Source organism: Blastomonas sp. CCH9-A1, assembly GCF_001557175.1.
GTDB classification, from domain to species: Bacteria; Pseudomonadota; Alphaproteobacteria; order Sphingomonadales; family Sphingomonadaceae; genus Blastomonas; species Blastomonas delafieldii_A.
In genome coordinates this window covers 229,622-247,919 of sequence record NZ_LSHM01000030.1, presented here as the reverse complement: position 1 = coordinate 247,919, position 18,298 = coordinate 229,622, and the positions used below count along the sequence as shown (strand labels likewise).

The following is an 18,298-nucleotide window of genomic DNA, read 5'->3' as shown; positions in this document are numbered from 1 at the left end:
TTTTTCGTTGGCTGCCAGAAGCTTGTGGGATGATCGGTAGTGGCGGGTGAAAAACGGACGACCAGCAGGGCGGGGCGGCCGCGCGACCCGGCCAAGCACGAGGCGATCGTGCACTCGGCGCTGCACACCTTTCTGGAGCGCGGCTTCAACGCTGCCACGATCGAACATATTGCCGCGCGCGCGGGCGTCTCGAAGGTCACCATCTATAACCGCTTCACCGACAAGGAGACGCTGTTCGAGCAGGTGGTGAAGGAACAGACCGACCATTTCGCCGCCGCGACGATGGACGATTCCGTGCCGCGCGGGGATCTGGCGGCAAGGCTGGACGCGTTCGGTTGCAGCCTGCTGCATTTCCTGTTCGCATCCGATCATGTGGCGCTCGATCGCATGCTGCCGCAGGAACTCGCCCATCATCCGCAAATGGCGCAACGCTTCTTCGATGCCGGGCCCGGCCAATGCCGGACGAGGCTTGCGGAAATCCTCGAACAGGCGCGGTCGGATCGGCAGGTCGACTTCGAGGACAGCGTCCAGGCGGCCGAAGACCTGATGGCCTTGTGGAAGGGCTTTGCCGATGTCGAACTCAAGTTCGGCGTGCGCCAGCGCCTGTCGGACGAGGAACTCGATGCCAAGGTACGCCACGGCACCCGGATTTTCCTGAGAGCATACGGGGTCTAGGGTGCCAACGCGCGTTCTTGCCGTTTCATTGCCATCAACTCTCATCTGTCAAACTGAGATGAGGCCCTAGCGCTGTTCGCCGATGAATATCGCGAACGGTGCGTCGCAACCGCGCTCAGGCGCCCAATTCTTGCACAATCGTGAAGTGCGAATGGCGGCATCTGGCGAGAATGGCCATTCAAGTCGACTGCCGACAGTGACTGAGTTTGGGTCGGCACCGGCCGAAGGCGGAACGCCGCATCATGGGACGAACCTGCCTATCCAAAGCACTCCCTGGAAGGGCCGGTTACGCCGGAAGCGGGCGTCGCTGCCAATATCAACGAATGACTGCGCCCGGATCAATCGGACGTCAGGATAGCAAACTCCAGCAGAAACACAGGTAGGCCAGTGTGCCGGGAGGGCAAGGCCAGCCCTCCCGGCCATCGGTCTCGTCAGAACAGTGTTTCGGTGAAGAAGGGCAGCATCTCCTGGCTGACGTTCACCGCGCTGAAATCGCTCACGCCAAGCAGCGTCACCGATCCGCCAAAGGAAAGCGTCAGTTCGAGATCATTGACGCCATCGCGGTTCACGTCGCGCACGCGGGTGCGCAGGATATCGACGCCGCTGTCGAGCAGGATCGTATCTTCAGCCGTGTTGAAGTCGGTGATAATATCGTTGCCTGCAAAGAAGCTGAACGAGAAGGTGTCGCGTCCCGCGCCGCCCGTGAGCGTGTCGTTGCCGCCATCGCCCGACAGCCGATCGTTGCCATTGCCGCCATCGAGAATGTCGTTGCCCAGACCGCCGGAGAGCAGATCGTTGCCATCGCCGCCGAACAGCTTGTCGTTGCCCAGACCACCCCACAGCTCATCATGACCGCCCAGGCCATATAGCGTGTCGTTGCCGGTAAGGCCGTAGAGTGTATCTTCGCCACCGGTGCCGTTGAGCGTGTCGGAGAACAGCGAACCATAGCGGGTGATGCCATCGGCGATGCCGGTGACCCGAACCTCGACCGTCGCGGTGCTGGTCAGGCCGCCCGCATCGCGCACGGTATAGGTGAAGCGGTCGGTGACGACCTGGCCGGGCGCGAGCTCGTCGAAGCTGTCATCGTCAGCGACATAGCGCAGGCTTTGCGTCGTCGGATCGAACACCAGCGTGCCCAGCGTCTGGCTGTCATCGATCGAGGCGATGGTGAGCGTGCTGCCTGCATCGGGGTCGGTATCGTTGCCGAGCAGCAGCGACCACAGATTGTCGGTGGTGCCGTCCTCGTTAACCGAAACCGTATCGTTGACCGCGAGGGGCGCTTCGTTGACATCGGTGACGCCGACCTGAAAGGCCTTTTCGGTGCTGAGACCGCCCTGGTCGGTTACCTTGGCGGTGATCGCGAAGGAAGGGGTCACCTCGAAGTCGAAGGCCTGGGTCGTGGTGATGATGCCGGTTACCGCATCGACAGCGAAGCGGCCGCCGGCATTGTCGACCAGTTCATAGCGCAGCGTATCGCTGGCCCGGTCGGTGGCGCTCAGCGTGCCGACCACGGTGCCGACCGCGCTGTTCTCAGCCACGCTGGCATTGCCCAGCACCAGATCGGTCGGCGCGGCATTGGGCAGCGGCAGCAGGAACGAGGCGAGCAGCGGATCGTGATCCGAGACGCGGTTGGGCCCGGCGGGTTGCTCCGAATTGATGTGAACCGCGTCGACGATGATGTTTTCCAGCAGCCCCGGAGTGACCAGGAAATTGTCGAGCGCCTGGGCGTTGCCGCCGAAATAATAGGTATAGCGCTCTGCCTCGGGCAGCTCGCGCAGAATGTTGGACAGGATGCCGCCCGCTTCGAGCAGTTCGAGCGACTCTTCGAAATAGAAGCCGTTGAAATCGCCCAGAACGGCGATGTTCGCGCCGGGATTGTTGCTCAGGATGTTGGTCACATAGGCGCGAATTGCCTCGGACTGGGCAATTCGCGCGCCTTCACCGGCATTCACCGGCGGCTGCTGTGCGCCGAACAGCGGGCTGCTGCCACCGCGCGAGGTCGAATGAACGTTGATCGCGGTGATCGTCTGCTCGTTGAAGGTGAAGGTCGCGGCAAGCGGCGAGCGGCTGTTATTGAAAGCCGCGCCGGGCACCAGCGTCGCGCTGCCCTCGACATAATCGACTCGGTTGACCTGATACAGGTAACCGTTGCGGATATTGCCGTTGGGCTCGCCCCCTGTGGTGTTGGGCGCGCTCGGGGCCACTTCGACATAGGCATATTGCGGACCGCCGGCGGCGTTGATCGCTGCGATGATCAGATTAGCGGTGACGGTGCCTGACAGGTTCGATCCGCTGCCCGCGCCATCGGCATCTTGGATTTCCTGCAGCGCGATGATGTCGGGCGCGCGCAGGTTGAACACGATGTCGCTGGCGAGCAGGTTGAACTTGACCGCGCCATCGCTGGGGTCGAGATTTTCGACATTATAGGTCGCGATGGTCAGCCGATCCGGCGTGCCGAACAGGCTGGTCGTCTCGCGCGAGAGCGGACCGGCATCGGTCGTCACGGTCACCGCCTCGGTCACCTGCAGCTCGTAGGACTGGAAATTGTAGCTGATGATGCCGGTGACGTTCGAAAGCACGTCGCCCTGCGTATAATTGGGGGTGAAGCCCGCGAACAGGTTGGTGTTGTCGTCAATCTGGATCCGCTCGGGATTGTAATCGTCGACATTGTTGGCATCGCCCGAGATGGTGATGCCGCCGCGGCTGTTGACGCCGGTCGCGCCGGTGCCGCCCGAAGCGACGACGAAGGTCTCGCCGAACTCGTTGGTGTTGCTGGTCACCAGCGGCGCAGCGATGGTGACGCGCATTCCTTCGAGCGATTCATAGAAATCGGCGGCGTCGTTTTCGGGGTCATAGACCTGGAAATTATCGTCTTCGAACACGGCGCTCGGCGGCAGAACCCCGCCCGGCCCTGCGCTGATCAGCGTGGCGGCCGGCAGCGCATTGCCGGTGGAGACCAGCGTCGCAGCCGACTGGTTGATCTGCGTGATCGTGAGATTGGTGGTGTTGTTACCCGGCAGGAACTCCGCAACGGTGCCGCGCACTTCCACTGCATCGCCGACCGCACGGCCCGGCGCGCCATTGGTGAAGACGAAGACCGCATCCGAAGTGCGGGTGTCGCCGTCGCCGGTCGCGTCCTGCAGATAATAGCCATTGGCGTCGACCGCCGTAACGATGCCCCGCGTCACCACCGTCTGGCCGACATATTCGGAACGATGGCCAAGGCCCTGGATGGTGTAGATCGCCAGGTCGACCGGATCGTCATTGGTGATCGTGCCGACGGCCTCACCATCGATGATCGTCGCATTGACGGCATTGGCGAGCGTGACGCTCAGCGTCTCGTTGAGTTCGGGAAGCGTCTCGCCCTGGACGGGCACGACGATCTGCTGAGTGCTGACGCCTGGCGCAAACGTCAGGGTGCCAGCGAGGACCGCTCCGCTGCCCAGATCCGCAGCACTGGCGCTGCCATCGAGATTGATCGTGTAATCAACCGTCGTGGTCAGGCTGCTGGCACCGGCCCGGCGCACCGTGAACACCAGGTTGCGGGTCCCGGCATCACCCTCGACCACCGACGTGTCGAGAATGCGCAATTCGCCCGGAGCATTCGGCGACAGGAACGATTGGCCGGTATTGACCGCAGCATTGGTGCTGGTCTGGGCAGGCGCCCAGACGAAATCCTCGTAGTTCGATCCCGTGCCGGTCAGTTGAAGCGAGGTGCCGATGGCATCGCCATCCTGCGCCACGCCGATATCGGTGCTGGTGAGGCCGGCAGCCGGGCCGTTCGTCGCGGTGAACGTCCCTTCATAGGACAGGAACTGAACGACACGGCCCAGATTGTCGACAAGGGCAAATCCGTCCGGAGCGCCGTTCTGGATACCCGGTGCCGGGAAGGACAGCGTGCCGAAGCCGTTGTTCTGGTCCGGGATGATGCCGCTCAGCGCGATGCCGTTCGCTGATCCCCCCGTGGCGGCATAGGCGACGCCGCCATTGCCGTTGTACAGCACGATGCGCCAGCCGGAGAGGTCGGTACCGGCGACGCCGGCAACCTCGATCGCCTCGTTTACGTCGCCTCCGGCATTGTCATAGTGGAGTTCGTTCACAAAGACGTTGGCAATGGGGGCGGGCGCAACATCGTCATTCAGGATCGTTCCGGTCGCAGTCGCCGTGCCGATCTGCGTGCCCATATTGGCATTTGACAGCGTGATGGTGAAATCTTCGTCGGGTTCGACGTCCGTATCACCCAGAACATCGAGCGTGATGACATCGACCCATTCGCCATCGACCAGCGTGACACGACCGACAAAGGCGCTGCTTGAGCCGAAATCGGCGGCATTGGCACTGCCGAAATTGACCGTGTAATCTGCGGAAGCTTCGCCGCTGCCGCTGCCGCTACGGGTCACTTCGAAACGGATCTGGGTGGTGCCGCTATTACCTTCGGTGACGGTGGCATTGGCGATCGAGAGCGAGGGCGGCAGCGGCGAGTCATCGTCGTTGATGATCGTGCCGGTCGCGGTGGCGGTGCCAATGGTGCCCGCGCTCGTGCCGGTCAGCGTTACCTCGAAAGTCTCGTCACCCTCGAACACTGCATCGTTGGTCACTGCCACGCGAATGGATTTCTGCGTTTCGCCATCGGCAAAGCTGATGGTGCCGGCAGTCGCATCAAAGTCCGTTCCGGCGGTGGCGGTGATTGCGGCCAGCGTGTAGCTGACGGTTGCCGCGCCACTGGAGCCGCCCGTGCGGGTTACCACCAGATCGACAAAGCCCTGCGCCTCGCTGGCCGAGGCTGATGCGATCGAGAAAGTGCCCGGATTGGCCGTCTGGCCGATCGCGGTGATCGAGAAATCGTCAATGCCCAGGCCGTCGTCGGACCCGCTGGCGTCGAGATCGAGCCAGCGGATCCAGAAGGTTGCACCGGCGGGGATGCCTGCCAGAATGTCGTAGGTACCCGAAACCGCAGTGCGATTGGCAGCTGCATTGCCATCGAGCCCGCCAACCGTCCCGGCCGTGGTCGGAGAGGTGAAATCTAGAGCGTCGACGTCGATCCAGGTGCCGGTGGTCAGGCTGGTCGCATCGAAGCTGATCTGGAAATCGAGCCGGTCGGCGCGGCCTGCCGTGCCCAGACGCCATTGTTCGCCGGTATAGGCGATCTGCAGCGAGGAGATGACCGTTCCGGTATCGTTGGTGAATTGCGCGCCGATGGTGGGCACGTTGGTGCCGCTGCGTAACGTGCCGAGCGCGCGATCGGTACTGCCCGCTGCGCCGAAGCTGTAGGTATCGCCGCCATTGCCCGATCCGGTGCCTGCCGCATAGAGCCCGTTCACCGTCGCGCTGGTGCCCGATTCGCTGATGAACCAGCCGCTTGGCAGCGTGCTGCTGGTGCCGGTGTTGGCCAACGTATTGAAATCTTCACGGAACGCGGTGCCAAGGGTCGTCAGGCTGGGCATGAATTTTTCCTCTTCTGTCGGGCAGGCGCGCCCTTTGCGGGGGTCTGCCCCCGAAGCCGCGCTGGCCTAGCCAACGTGCATGACGCTTCGATGAAATAGCAATTGCAGTCGCGATTTTTCTGTGGATGGCGTGATGACGGTGTCCCAATCCTGGACCGGCCCGCACTGTCATGAAAACGCCATCGAATTGCGCCAACGCGCGTTCTGGCCGACGGACCTGCCGATTCCGGGCGACCTAGGCATGAAGGATCTGCATTGCGCGTGTTTCTGGTATCGGCGGCGCTTGGCCTGGTTTTGATCGGCTCCATGGCCCGTGCGCAGCCCGCCGGTCCCTCCGCCGCACTCCCTGCCCCTGCCACCGATCCGCTGGCGATCGACATGGACGCCGACCCGCTGCTCGCGCTCGAACGGCAGGATGGCGGCCTCCATCAGTTCAAGCAAAGGCTGCAGGAGGCCGCGACCGAAAGCCCTGCCATCGCGGAGGCCGAGGCGCGCAACCTGGAAGCCGTGGCCGGGCGCCGGCTGGCCAAGGCCGGCCAACTTCCTGCAGGCGAACTCTCCATCTCCAGCTTCCGCACGCTCAGCCGCGAATTTTCCAACGATCCGCAGAACATCATCGAACGCTCGCGCGCGCGCCAGCGCACCGACGCGCTGATCTCGCTCACCCAGCCACTGATCGATTTCGGCGCGAGCGGCGACCGCATTGCCGCAGCCGAGGAGCGCGTGACGAGCAGCGAGGCGCGCTTTACTGGCGTCGCCGAGGATGTCGGGCTGCGCGCCATTTCCGCCTGGTATGATCTGTTCACGGCGCGCACGCTGGTCGCGCTGGGCGAAGCGCTTGATGAAAGCCATGTCTCGCTCGGCGAAGCGATCGATCAGCGCATCGCGCAAGGAGTGTCCGCCCGGGCCGATCGCATCCGTATCGACGGGACGATCGCGGCGGCACGCGCACGGCTCGCCGGCTTTCGTCGGTCCGAGGCCGGGGCTGTCGCGCGCTTTACGGAACTGCTCGGCGTGCCTCCCGAAACGATCGAACGCGCCCCGCTGCCGACGCCGGTGCGCATTCCTGATGCCGAGAGCATTGCCCAGGCGATCGAGACGACTCCGGCGGTCCGCGCCGTCGACGCCGAGGCCAAGGCCTCGCGCCGCGATGCCGAGGCCCTGCGCGCCGACCTTCTGCCCAGCATCTCGGCCAGCGTCGACGCCGGGCGCTATGGCGTGTTCGAAACCGATATCGATTATGACGTACGCGCGCGGCTCAATGTCCGGCTCAGGCTGTTCGGCGGCGGCGATGCCCGCGCCGACCAGGCGGCCGCGCGCGCGATGGCCGATGGCGCGCGTGCCGACCGGGTGCGCGACGAGGCGCTGCGCGAGGCCAGTATCGCAGCGTCCGACGTGCGCGCGCTGGAGGAGCAGCTTGTCGCGCTGCGCAACAACTATGTCGCCGCGCGCATCTCTCGCGATGTGCTGACCGAGCGCTTCCGCGTCGCGCGCGGATCTCTGTTCGACGTGCTGAGTGCCGAAGACGCGTTCTTCGCCACTGCGACCGCCTATATCCAGGGCATTGTCGATCTCGATCTGGCGCGCTACGTACTGCTGGCGCGCACCGGCGGGCTCCTCCCGGCTCTGGGGCTGGACCGGCTCTCGCCCACCACCTGGGAGGCTGTCCGGTGAATATCGTCGAACGCCCCCCGCGCTTTGCGCGCTGGTTGACCGAGCCGATGCAGCGCAACCGCGCCATCTATGCCAAGGTCGCGCTCGCCGCGACGGTGATCAACCTGTTCGGCATCGTCACCTCCTTGTTCACGATGACCGTCTATGACCGCGTGCTGCCGAACAACGCGACCTCGTCGCTGATCGCGCTGACCATCGGCCTTGCGATCGTGGTGATCTTCGATTTCGTGCTGCGCACCTTGCGCGCCTATTTCGCCGATATCGCGGGTGCGCGGATCGACGAGGAGATCGGCGACACGGTGTTCCGGCGGCTGCTGGCCATCCGCATGGACGTGCGCTCGGGCTCGACCGGATCGCTCGCTGCCATGATGCGTGAGCTCGAAAGCCTGCGCGATTTCTTCGCGTCGATGACGCTGACAGCCCTGGTCGACCTGCCGTTCATCCTCGTGACGCTCGCCGTCATCGCGATCATCGGCGGGCCGCTGGTGTTCGTGCCGCTGCTGATGGTGCCGCTGGTCATCATCGTCTCGCTGCTCGCCCAGCCCGCGCTGGACCGGCTTTCGGCGCGCGCGATGCAGCAGGCGCAGCTCAAGCAGGCGGTACTGGTGGAGGCGATCGGCGGGCTGGAGACGGTCAAGGCCAACAATGCCGCGCCGCTGCTGAGCGCGCGCTGGCAAGCGGCGATGGAGAAGCACTCGCATATCTCGCTCAACCAGCGGCTGGTCTCGACCTTCGCGGTCAATATCGCGGTGATCGCCAACACCATATCCTATGCGGGCGTGGTCGTCGCGGGCGTCGGCATGATCGCCAGCCAGAACCTCACGATGGGCGGGCTGATCGCCTGCTCGATCCTCGCCGGACGCGCCGTCGCGCCGCTGGGCCAGATAGCGCAGCTGATGACGCGGCTGACCCAGGCGCGCACCGCCTATGCGCAGATCAACGGCTTGCTCGAGCATCCGCCCGAGGGCCCGGCGGAAACGGCTATAGCGCCGAAGGTGACGGGCCAGATCGAGCTGCGCAAGGTCAGCTTCCGCTATCCCGGCCAGGCCGAGGCGGCGCTGAGCGATGTGTCGTTGCGCATCCGCCCGGGAGAGAAGGTCGCGATCCTGGGGCGCATGGGATCGGGCAAGTCGACCATCGCGCGGCTGATCATGGGGCTGTATCAGCCCGCCGACGGGCTGGTGCTGGTCGATGGCACCGACATGAAGCAGATCGATCCTGCCGCCTATCGGGGGCGCATCGGCGTGGCATTGCAGGAGAGCGTGCTGCTGAGCGGCGGCATCCGCGACAATATCGTGCTGGGCCGCGAGAGCGTCGACGATGCGGAGATGCTGCGCGCGGCGCAGATTGCGGGCGCACATGACTTCATCGGGGTGATGGCCAATGGCTATGACCTTGTGCTCGCCGATCGCGGCGAGAGTCTCTCGGGCGGTCAGCGTCAGGCGATCGCCATGGCGCGCGCGCTCGCCGGATCGCCGCCGCTGCTGGTGTTCGACGAACCCACCAGCGCGATGGACGTGCAGACCGAAGCGCGGCTGATCAAGCGGCTCGCGGTCGAACTGGCCGACCGCACGCTCGTGCTGATCACCCACCGCCCGCCGATGCTGCGGCTGGTCGACCGCGTCATCATCATGCAGGGCGGTCGGATCGTCGCCGACGGCCCGCGCGACGAGGTGCTGAACAGGGCGGGAGCAGCCTCGGGTGGTGAGGGTAGCGCACCGACGGTGCGGGCGGTGTGAGCATGGATGAGACGATGATCGAACAACGGCTCGATCGACTGCGCCCGACGAGTGCCTCGAACCTGCTGCTCTGGGCGATCCTGGCGTTTCTGGCGGTGTTCGTCCTCTGGGCGGCGCTTACCGAGATCGACCGCACGGTGCGCGGCGATGGCCGGGTGGTTCCGAGCTCACGGCTGCAGGTGATCTCGAACCTCGAAGGCGGGCTGATTGCGCAGATTTTGGTGCGCGGCGGCATGGACGTGAAGGCGGGCCAGGTGCTGCTCAAACTCGACCCGACCCAGACCCGCGCCGAGCTGGGCAGCAACAGCGCGGCAACGGGCGCGCTCGCAGCCAAGATCGCGCGGCTCGAGGCCGAGCTGGACGGTCGCGAGCCGGTTTATCCCGCCGGAGCCGATATTGCACAGGTGCGGATCGAGCGCGCGTTGCATGACGCGCGCATGGCAGAGCTGGCCAGCCTGCTCGCCGGGGCCGGGGCCCGCCAGGCGCAGGCGAGCCGCGCGGTCATGGAAGCGCAATCGATGCTCGCAGCACGCCAGTCCGCGCGCGAGGCGGCAGCGAGCGAGCTCGAGATGATCCGCCCGCTGGTCGAGCGCGGTATCGAGCCGCGCCTCGCGCTGGTCCAGGCGCAGAATGCCGCGCGGATCACCGCGAGCGAGGCGCTGGCGCAGACCGAAGCACTAGGCCGGGCGCGCGCCGGTGCCTCCGAAGCCGCTGCCGAAGCCAACCGCGTGCGCCAGGAATGGCGTGCGCGCGCCGCGACCGAGCTCGCCGGTGTCCAGGCCGAACTGGCTGCCCGCACTCCTTCCACCCCCGCGCTCACCGATCGCGTGCTGCGCACAACGGTGCGCGCACCGGTTGCCGGGCGGATCAACCGGGTGCTTGTGACCACCATCGGCGGCAGCGTAGCGCCCGGCCAGCCTCTGGTCGAGCTCGTCCCCCTGCGCGACCAGCTGCAGATCGAGGCGCGTATCCGCCCGCAGGACATCGGCAGCGTCCATATCAATCAGCGTGCCAAGGTGGACGTCACCGCTTTTGATTCTGCGATTTATGGTTCGCTCGAGGGTAAGGTGACCAGCATCTCGCCCGATGCGGTGGTCGATGAACGGACCGGCGAGTCCTTCTACCTCGTCCGGGTGCTGACCAGCGCCTCGGCACTCGCCGACAAGTGGGGCAGAAAACTCCCGATAGGACCGGGCATGGTCGCCTCGGTCAGCTTGCTCGGCGACAAGCGCAGCGTGCTCAGCTATATTCTCACCCCCATCACGAGGATAACCGATGAGGCGTTTCGCGAGTAAGCTGCCGCAAGCTGAGCAGAGCGGGGCCTGAACGCGGTCAAGCATGCCTAAATGGGCTCGTTAACGGCAACACCAAGTTATCGCCCAGCGGCAGCTTTTGACGAGCGCAGACATTGAAGGCAGCCATATGGAACGACCGGCTCTGGGTCGGGTGCTGCCGTTCAAAGGCAGATAGGCGAAAGTCCGGCTTTGGGTCGGCTGCTCGCATGGGTCGCACGATGCCCGGGCTACCAGGGAAGCCCGGGCAAAGGGGCTTACAACTGCTTGATCGGGTAGGCCTTGAGCCGTTTCGTGACCTTTGGGATCGTGTCGACCACCTGCTTCATGATTTCGAGCCGGGTGGCCTTGGTGTACGTTCTTGCGGTTTCGCTGGTGTTGATCGTGTGCCCCAGCAAATCCGCGCGGCGCTCTTCCGACACTCCAAGATTGGCAAGCTCGGTTGCAACAAAGTGGCGGATCGAGTGCATGTCCTTGTTTTCGGCGACCAGACCCGCTCGGATGAACGCGCGCCACCATTTCTTGTAGAACGCGTCGCCATAATTGGATGCTCCGAGACCCAGGTCGGCAAAGATGGCCCGATGCCCATGTTCACGTTGGCGCTCGACGAACTTCAGGAAACCAAGGCGAATGACTTCATCGGCGATCGGGATATCTCTAACCGACGACCCGGTTTTCACCCGTCCCGTTTCTGTGGGCCGCACCTTTATCGCCCATAGCCCCTGCATCTTCTCGACATCGCTGACCATGAGCTTGGCGATTTCTTCGCGACGCGCTCCAGTGTACGTCAGCAAGATCGGAATCCAATAGGCACTGTCATGCCAGACATGTTTGCCATGCTTGAGACGCCTGACCTTTGATTCGCTGCCGTGCCATATCGGCCCGGAGAACAGGGTTTCAAGCTCCTGTACGCTGAATGCCGGTCGCTTGTCCCGCTTAACTCGCTTGTCGGCGATGACATAGGCCGACCAGTCGATAGGTGGGCACCCCGGAATACGTTTCATGGCCCAGTCGAACACTAGCTTCAGGAAGCGCATATGGCGATTCGTCGTTGCCGAGCTAAGGCCTTTGCCCTTGTTCATTGCTGCGATCTCATCAAGTGTCATCTGAGCATGCATCGGCGTCTTGTGATGGTTCGATGGCAATGACCGCAGCGTCCTGAAAAGGTTGGCGATCATCGTCTCATCGATCGCACTGATGCTCATTTCTGGACCAAAGTACTTCTCGGCAAGGAAGATGGCCGCGTCAAACTGTGATCGCGTTTTGCTCGTCCAGCGTGACGACTCCAGGCCCTGGTCGAACGCGGGGTTGGCGTTCAGGAAAGCGGCTGCAGCGCCTGCGATCGTCATTTGGTTGCCAGCGGTTGCAAGGTTTGTGCAGAGCGGGGGAGGCACCGCCACCCGAGCGTTGTGGCTTTGTACAGGCATAACCGCGCCCCGGAGCGCATGGTGCCCGGCAATGGCAGCAGAAGCCGCCTGCCATTCGGTGGTATCTTGCTGCAACACCGAAGGGGGCATGGAGAGCGAAGCCAGCATGTCATCAAGCGCCCGTTCCGGCTCGCGGGTATCTTGTTCCGCCTCTCGCAGCGCAAGGAGTACGCCGAGGAGCATGTGGCGCCGCGCCATGACGATGTTAGCCGGTGTAATCGGCAGGTTCCGATCGAGGAGCGCTTTGCGGGCACCCGCATCGGTTGCATCGGCGAGTTGACCAGCATTCTCAAGAATTTCCTGGATGCGCAGCTGCTGCTCGAAATCGAGGTCTGGCATGCCGTTCACAAAGCGCTCGAGGAAATGATCGAGTGAACCAAACGAAGGTCCGATACCGTTGGTATACATGTCGCGTGCAACGTACCGAAGGCCTCGAAGCGTGCGAAGATGCTCGAGCGTTGCATATCTTGCATCGTCGTGCCCGTATGCCTGCTCCCGCGCATGCAGGTGCTCGAGGCCATTGCGAACTTTTATCGCGGTCGCGCGCAGGATGGACGCCTTGTCCGTTTCGTTCAGACCTTCGAGCTCGCTCACGATCTTTTGCCACTGGTCCTTCAGCAGTTGGTCCATCAGTGCCGCCCGCTGGCGTGCAACGGACCGGTCTGCGGTTCGCAGCGAAAGCCTTATCTGGTAAACCTTTCCATCCAGTGAGAATGAAGCGCGGTAATAGTACCGGCCGTCGCGCCGGGCGATATTAGGATTGCCTCTAGACATGAATGTGCCCCTCGTTGGATCCTGCGACACACAATAGGTCACAGGATGCGTCACACTCTCGGCGGCTGCCGAGTGTGGGGCGAGATGACAAATTCCTATTTATCAATCACTTGAAGCAGAACGTGGCTGGGGTGGCAGGATTCGAACCTGCGAATGCCGGTACCAAAAACCGGTGCCTTACCACTTGGCGACACCCCAATGCCGTGCTGGCCAATGCCGTGCTGTCTATGGCTGCCGGGCGAGGGGCCGGGGCAGCGCGGGAGCGGCCTATATACGGAAAAGCCTCGCCGCGCCAAGCGCCTTTTTGGGGCGTTGAACGGGGCGTGTGCCTCAGGCGATGCGGTGGACCCAGCCGTGCGGATCGGCAGCGTCACCGCGCTGGATCGACACCAGAGCCGAGCGCAGACTCGCCGTCACCGGACCCGACTGATTGCCGCCGATGGTGAAGCTGCCTTGCGGGGACTTCACCGTGCCGACCGGGGTCACCACCGCTGCGGTGCCGCAGGCGAAGGTCTCGCGCAGCTTGCCGCTCTGAGCATCGGCCTGCCACTGGTCGATCGAATAGGGCTGTTCGCTGACGGTCAGCCCCTGCGCACGGGCGAGGTCGATGATCGAGCTGCGCGTGATGCCGGGCAGGATCGTACCGGTGAGCGGCGGGGTGATGATGCTGCCGTCGTCGAACACGAAGAACAGGTTCATGCCGCCCAGTTCCTCGACCCATTTGTGCTCGGCGGCATCGAGGAACACCACCTGGTCGCAGCCTTGCGCGGTCGCCTCGGCCTGCGCGACGAGGCTGGCCGCGTAATTGCCGCCGCATTTGGCCGCACCCGTGCCGCCGGGCGCGGCGCGGGTGTAATGCTGCGACACCCAGATCGTCACAGGCGCAATGCCTCCCTTGAAATAGGCACCCACGGGCGATGCGATGGTGATGAACAGATATTGCTTGGCCGGGCGCACGCCGAGGAACACCTCGGACGCGAACATGAACGGGCGCAGATAGAGCGCGCCGCCCTCGACCTTCGGAAACCATTGGGAATCGATCCGCACCAGCTGCTCGACCGATTCGACGAAGAGGTCGTGCGGCACATGCGGCATCGCCATGCGCGTCGCGGATTCGTTAAAGCGGCGGGCATTGGCATCGGGGCGGAACAAGGCGGTGCTGCCGTCGGACAGTTTGTACGCCTTCATGCCTTCGAAGATTTCCTGCGCATAATGCAGCACCGACGAGGCCGGATCCATCGGGATCGGCGCACGCGCGGTCACCTTCGCCTCGTACCAGCCGCCCTTGTCCTCGTCATAGCGCACCACGACCATATGGTCTGTGAACAGCTTGCCGAAGCCCGGATCGACCAGCGCCGCATCGCGCGCATCTGCGGGGGTCGGGTTGGTCGTCGGCTCGATGGTGAAAGGCAGCATGGCATCCTCTGGTGGCGCAAGGATCGGAACTGGTGATCGGCATCCCGGCAATTGGCCTTGCTGCAACGCGGGCTTGCCAAGACCTAATCTCGCTGGCAATCAAGGTCAACATGCCTGTCCCATCTTCCCCCTCGGCTTCCGCGCTTTTCCTGCGCGAGGATGAAATCCGCCACGGCGTGGAGCTCTTGTTCTTCGGCTATACGCGGCTGACCAAATCGATCGATGACCAGCTCGCGGTGCAGGGTCTTGGCCGCGCGCATCACCGCGCGCTCTATTTCATCGCGCGCAATCCCGATCTGACGGTGAGCCAGCTGCTGCGCGCGCTCGCCATTACCAAGCAGTCGCTGGGCCGGGTGCTGACCGAGTTGCAGCGTCGCGACCTTATCGAGACGCGCAGCGGCGAGACCGACCGGCGGCAGAAGCTGCTGCGGCTCACCCCGGCGGGCGCGGCGCTCGAGGCCGAGCTGTTCGATGCGCTGCGCAGCCGTCTTGCCCAGGCCTATCGGCGTGCGGGGCAGGAATCGGTCACCGGCTTCTGGCGCGTGCTCGAAGGACTGGTGCCCGATGCCGATCGCGCGCTGCTGGCGGAGCTTGGGAACGATCGCCGCCCCGGCTGATGGTCCGCACTGACAGCAATGTCAGCATTTCTGCTTTGCTAATGGTATCGGTTATGCAATCAAGTGCCTAACGATAACAGGACAGGAGCGGGAAGAGGTCATGGCGACGATGCGCAGCGTGGTGCTCAAGGCACCGATCGACGGGCTGCCGCAGCCGCATGACTTCGCGATTGTCGAGCGGGAGGTTCCCGCGCTCGAGGACCAGCAATTCCTGATCGAACATCGCATTGCCTCGGTCGATCCCGGGGTGCGGTCGCGGCTGCACGCCACCGGCGCGAGCTATGCCCCGCCGATCCCGCCGGGCGGCACGATGGATGGGTTCATGGTCGGTATGGTGACCGAAAGCCGCAATGATCGCTTTCCTGTCGGCACCTGGGTGACGGGCAGCGGCGGCTGGACAACGCACTCGATCGGCAACGGGCGCGGCTATGTGATGCCGATTGCCGACAACGGCCTGCCGCGCACCCTGTGGCTCGGCGTGCTGGGCATTCCAGGCATGACCAGCTGGTTCGGCATGAAACGCGTCGGCGAATTTCGCGAAGGCGCGCATGTTCTGATCAGCTCGGCAGCGGGCGTGGTGGGCGCGACGGCGGGGCAGCTCGCCAAGGCCTTGGGGGCGGCGAGCGTGACCGGCATCGCGGGCGGCAAGGCCAAGTGCGACTGGCTGGTCGAGGCTTGCGGCTTCGATGCAGCGATCGATTACAAAGCCGTGGACGATCTCGGCGCGGCGATTGCGGCGGCCTGTCACAAGGGGGTGGACATCTTCTTCGACAATGTCGGCAATGCGATGATCGACACGGTGCTGCCCTTGATGCGGCTGCATGGCCGGATCGTGATGTCGGGCCAGGTCGCCGATTACAATGTCCCGCAGGGCGAGCGTGTCGGCATCACCAATACCGGCGAGATGATCGCTAAAAGGCTGACGATGCGCGGCATCCTGGTGTTCGATGACATTCCGCAATTTGCCGAGGCGCAGGCCGCGATGGGGCAGATGATCCGCGATGCAAAGTTGGTCTATCGCGAGGAGCTGTATGACGGGCTCGAGGCCATGCCGGAGGCGTTTTGCGGGCTGTTCACCGGCGCCAGCTTCGGGCGGCGGCTGGTGCGTTTGGGAGATATCGGATGAGCCACGAATTCCGCATCGAGGACCAGAGCTACACGCGCTTCACCTTCGAGCGCGATGGCCGCGTGCTGAGAGCGTTCATCACCTCGGACCATCCCGTCAACGGCGTCGACGGCCCGATGCACGACGAACTGGCGCGGGTGTTCACCGATCTGCAACGCGATAGCGGGAGCGACATCATCGTGCTGGCCGCGAAGGGCAGGGCGTTCTGCGCGGGCGGCGATTTTCAGTGGTTCCAGCAGCAGATCGACGATCCGGCGAGCTTCCGCGCGATCGCCTGGGACGCCAAGCGCATCGTCTCCAGCCTGCTCGAGATGGAAAAGCCGATCTTGTGCCGCCTGAACGGCGCGGCGGCGGGGCTGGGCGCGACGATCGCGCTGCTCTGCGACATCATCGTGGCCGACGAAAAGGCGGTGATCGGCGATCCGCATGTCAAGGTCGGGCTGGTCGCGGGCGATGGCGGCGCGCTGATCTGGCCGCAGCTGATCGGCTATGCCAAGGCCAAGGAACTGCTGATGACCGGCGACATGCTGAGCGCCGCCGAAGCAAAGGACCTGGGCCTGATCAACCATGCAGTGCCGGGCAATCAGCTTGATGCGAAGCTCGCTGAGATCATCGCCAAGCTGCAGGGCAACCCCAAATGGGCCGTGCGCTGGACCAAGAGCGTGACCAACATCCCGCTGCGCGCACTCGCCGCACAGATGATGGACGCTGCGATCGGCTGGGAGAGCGTGAGCAATTATCTGGGCGATCGGCGCGAGGCGGTGGCGGCGATGGCCGAGAAGCGCAGCCCCAAGCTGACGGGGGAGTGAGATGATAATCCAAGCGCCCATATGTCGTCACCCTGAACTTGTTTCAGGGTCCATTTATCCCCACGCACCTTCGGCTTTCAGGGCACGATGGATCCTGAAACAAATTCAGGATGACGGAAGGGGGGAGAGGCAAGCATGACCCTCCAGAGCTTCACCGACGAGCCCGAGCACGTCAGCGCCCTGCGCACCACGATCCAGCGGTTCATCGCCGATCATGCCCCGCGCGAGGCGCGGCAGGCCTGGGACAGGGCGGCGGAATGGCCGCGCGATGTCTATGCGAAACTCAACGAACTGGGGCTTACGGCACTTACAGTGCCCGAGGAACATGGCGGGGCAGGGCAGGATCTGGTCGCCGCCATCGCGGTGATCGAGGAGCTGGCGACCGCCGGGCCGTGCCTCGCGGGGCCGTTCATCCATACCAGCTTCTATGGCGGAATGAACCTGAGCGAAAACGGTTCGCCCGAGCAGAAGGCCGAGTTCCTGCCACGTCTGGCCAAGGGTGAAATGTTCTTCGCCTATGGCCTGTCCGAACCCAATGTCGGCGGCGACCTGGCGAGCGTCGCGACGCGCGCGGTGCGCGAGGGTGACGAGATCGTCATCAACGGTGCCAAGCGCTGGTGCACCGGCGCAGACTGGGCCGATTACATCTATTGCCTCGTGCGTTCCGGCCCGGTGGAAGAGCGCTATCGCAACCTCTCGTTCGTGCTGGTGCCGACGAAAGCGCCCGGCGTGACGATGCAGGACATCGAGCACGTCAATCTGCGCTACACGCACAGCCAGGACGTGTATTTCGACAATGTGCGGCTGCCCGTGAGCGCCATCGTCGGCGGCGAGGCGATGTGGAACCAGGGCTGGAAGCTGCTCGCGGGCCGCGCGCTCGATGTCGAGAAGCTCGAGATTTCCGCCGTCGCGCTCGGCATCGCGCGCGCCGCGATCGACGAGGCCTGGGCCTATGCGCAGGAGCGGGTGCAGTTCGGCAAGCCGATCAGCCAGCATCAGGCGATCCGGAACAAGCTGGTCACCGCGAAGACCAAATGGCAGGCCGCGCGGCATCTGCTGTATCACGCCGCGTGGCTGGCCAACGAAGGACGGCCCTGTTCGGTGGAGACCAGCATGGCCAAGCTGTTCGTCGCCGATACCGGGGTGGAGATCGCACTGACTTGCCAGCAGGTGATGGGGTCGTACGCGCTCAGCGATGCCTATGAGATGGAGCGCCATGTCCGCGACCTGCTGGGCATGCCGATCGTCGGCGGATCGAGCGACATGCAGCGCAACAATCTGGCGAGCCTGATGCGGTTATAGGCG

11 protein-coding genes, 1 tRNA gene and 1 pseudogene are annotated in these 18,298 nt (G+C 64.1%); 9 read left to right on the top strand and 4 right to left on the bottom strand.

Annotation, left to right across the window (positions count from 1 at the left end):
* Positions 1–39: 39 nt before the first annotated feature.
* Positions 40–234: pseudogene (locus AX725_RS21785) on the top strand (TetR/AcrR family transcriptional regulator); the annotation flags it as partial.
* Positions 235–372: 138 nt separating this feature from the next.
* Positions 373–675: a TetR/AcrR family transcriptional regulator C-terminal domain-containing protein gene (locus AX725_RS21780; RefSeq protein ID WP_502685933.1), complete on the top strand. Its 303-nt coding sequence runs from the start codon at positions 373–375 to the stop codon at positions 673–675.
* 431 nt (positions 676–1,106) lie between these two features.
* Here the strand turns inward: AX725_RS21780 and AX725_RS09060 are convergent, their stop codons facing one another.
* Complete coding sequence (locus AX725_RS09060; RefSeq protein ID WP_066114510.1) at positions 1,107–6,119, bottom strand: DUF8508 domain-containing protein; 5,013 nt, start codon at positions 6,117–6,119, stop codon at positions 1,107–1,109.
* A 261-nt stretch (positions 6,120–6,380) separates the two neighbouring features.
* Here AX725_RS09060 and AX725_RS09055 point away from each other — a divergent pair, with 261 nt between their 5' ends.
* Genes AX725_RS09055 through AX725_RS09045 form a run of 3 tightly spaced genes read left to right on the top strand, consistent with a single transcriptional unit; the run spans position 6,381 to position 10,827 of the window.
* Positions 6,381–7,793: a TolC family protein gene (locus AX725_RS09055; protein WP_066119120.1), complete on the top strand. Its 1,413-nt coding sequence runs from the start codon at positions 6,381–6,383 to the stop codon at positions 7,791–7,793.
* Complete coding sequence (locus AX725_RS09050; protein ID WP_081097101.1) at positions 7,790–9,532, top strand: type I secretion system permease/ATPase; 1,743 nt, start codon at positions 7,790–7,792, stop codon at positions 9,530–9,532. Before AX725_RS09055 ends, AX725_RS09050 begins: the two co-directional genes overlap by 4 nt.
* A 2-nt stretch (positions 9,533–9,534) precedes the next feature.
* A complete protein-coding gene (locus AX725_RS09045; protein ID WP_066114506.1) occupies positions 9,535–10,827 on the top strand; it encodes an HlyD family type I secretion periplasmic adaptor subunit in 1,293 nt (430 codons plus the stop codon).
* Between the two features lie 254 nt (positions 10,828–11,081).
* Here the strand turns inward: AX725_RS09045 and AX725_RS09040 are convergent, their stop codons facing one another.
* The 3 genes from AX725_RS09040 to AX725_RS09030 all read right to left on the bottom strand — a co-directional run bounded on the left by AX725_RS09040 (position 11,082) and on the right by AX725_RS09030 (position 14,441).
* Positions 11,082–12,881, bottom strand: coding sequence for a site-specific integrase (locus AX725_RS09040; RefSeq protein ID WP_066114504.1), 1,800 nt, complete (start codon positions 12,879–12,881; stop codon positions 11,082–11,084).
* A gap of 267 nt (positions 12,882–13,148) precedes the next feature.
* A tRNA-Gln gene (locus AX725_RS09035) sits at positions 13,149–13,223 on the bottom strand.
* A 132-nt stretch (positions 13,224–13,355) separates the two neighbouring features.
* Positions 13,356–14,441, bottom strand: coding sequence for a branched-chain amino acid aminotransferase (locus AX725_RS09030; RefSeq protein ID WP_060977493.1), 1,086 nt, complete (start codon positions 14,439–14,441; stop codon positions 13,356–13,358).
* Between the two features lie 110 nt (positions 14,442–14,551).
* Here AX725_RS09030 and AX725_RS09025 point away from each other — a divergent pair, with 110 nt between their 5' ends.
* The 4 genes from AX725_RS09025 (at position 14,552) to AX725_RS09010 (ending at position 18,295) form a co-directional block, all read left to right on the top strand.
* A complete protein-coding gene (locus AX725_RS09025) occupies positions 14,552–15,058 on the top strand; it encodes a MarR family winged helix-turn-helix transcriptional regulator (RefSeq protein WP_060977500.1) in 507 nt (168 codons plus the stop codon).
* A gap of 100 nt (positions 15,059–15,158) precedes the next feature.
* The gene (locus tag AX725_RS09020; protein ID WP_067512590.1) at positions 15,159–16,184 is read left to right on the top strand and encodes an NADP-dependent oxidoreductase; all 1,026 of its coding nucleotides are present in this window, start codon (positions 15,159–15,161) and stop codon (positions 16,182–16,184) included.
* Entirely contained in the window at positions 16,181–16,993 is an 813-nt protein-coding gene (locus AX725_RS09015; protein WP_060977494.1) for an enoyl-CoA hydratase/isomerase family protein, read from the top strand. The genes AX725_RS09020 and AX725_RS09015 overlap by 4 nt, the downstream gene beginning before the upstream one ends.
* A 135-nt stretch (positions 16,994–17,128) precedes the next feature.
* Positions 17,129–18,295 (top strand): acyl-CoA dehydrogenase family protein, encoded by a 1,167-nt coding sequence (locus AX725_RS09010; protein WP_060977495.1) that lies wholly within the window; start codon positions 17,129–17,131, stop codon positions 18,293–18,295.
* Positions 18,296–18,298 lie beyond the last annotated feature (3 nt).

Excerpts from the sequence above, each read along its gene's own strand:
- AX725_RS09015 (WP_060977494.1), top strand. The coding sequence starts at position 16,181 with ATGAGCCACGAATTCCGCATCGAGGACCAGAGCTACACGCGCTTCACC.
- AX725_RS09025 (WP_060977500.1), top strand. The coding sequence starts at position 14,552 with ATGCCTGTCCCATCTTCCCCCTCGGCTTCCGCGCTTTTCCTGCGCGAG.
- AX725_RS09060 (WP_066114510.1), bottom strand. The coding sequence starts at position 6,119 with ATGCCCAGCCTGACGACCCTTGGCACCGCGTTCCGTGAAGATTTCAAT.
- AX725_RS09045 (WP_066114506.1), top strand. The coding sequence starts at position 9,535 with ATGGATGAGACGATGATCGAACAACGGCTCGATCGACTGCGCCCGACG.
- AX725_RS09030 (WP_060977493.1), bottom strand. The coding sequence starts at position 14,441 with ATGCTGCCTTTCACCATCGAGCCGACGACCAACCCGACCCCCGCAGAT.
- AX725_RS09020 (WP_067512590.1), top strand. The coding sequence starts at position 15,159 with ATGGCGACGATGCGCAGCGTGGTGCTCAAGGCACCGATCGACGGGCTG.
- AX725_RS09010 (WP_060977495.1), top strand. The coding sequence starts at position 17,129 with ATGACCCTCCAGAGCTTCACCGACGAGCCCGAGCACGTCAGCGCCCTG.
- AX725_RS09040 (WP_066114504.1), bottom strand. The coding sequence starts at position 12,881 with ATGGACCAACTGCTGAAGGACCAGTGGCAAAAGATCGTGAGCGAGCTC.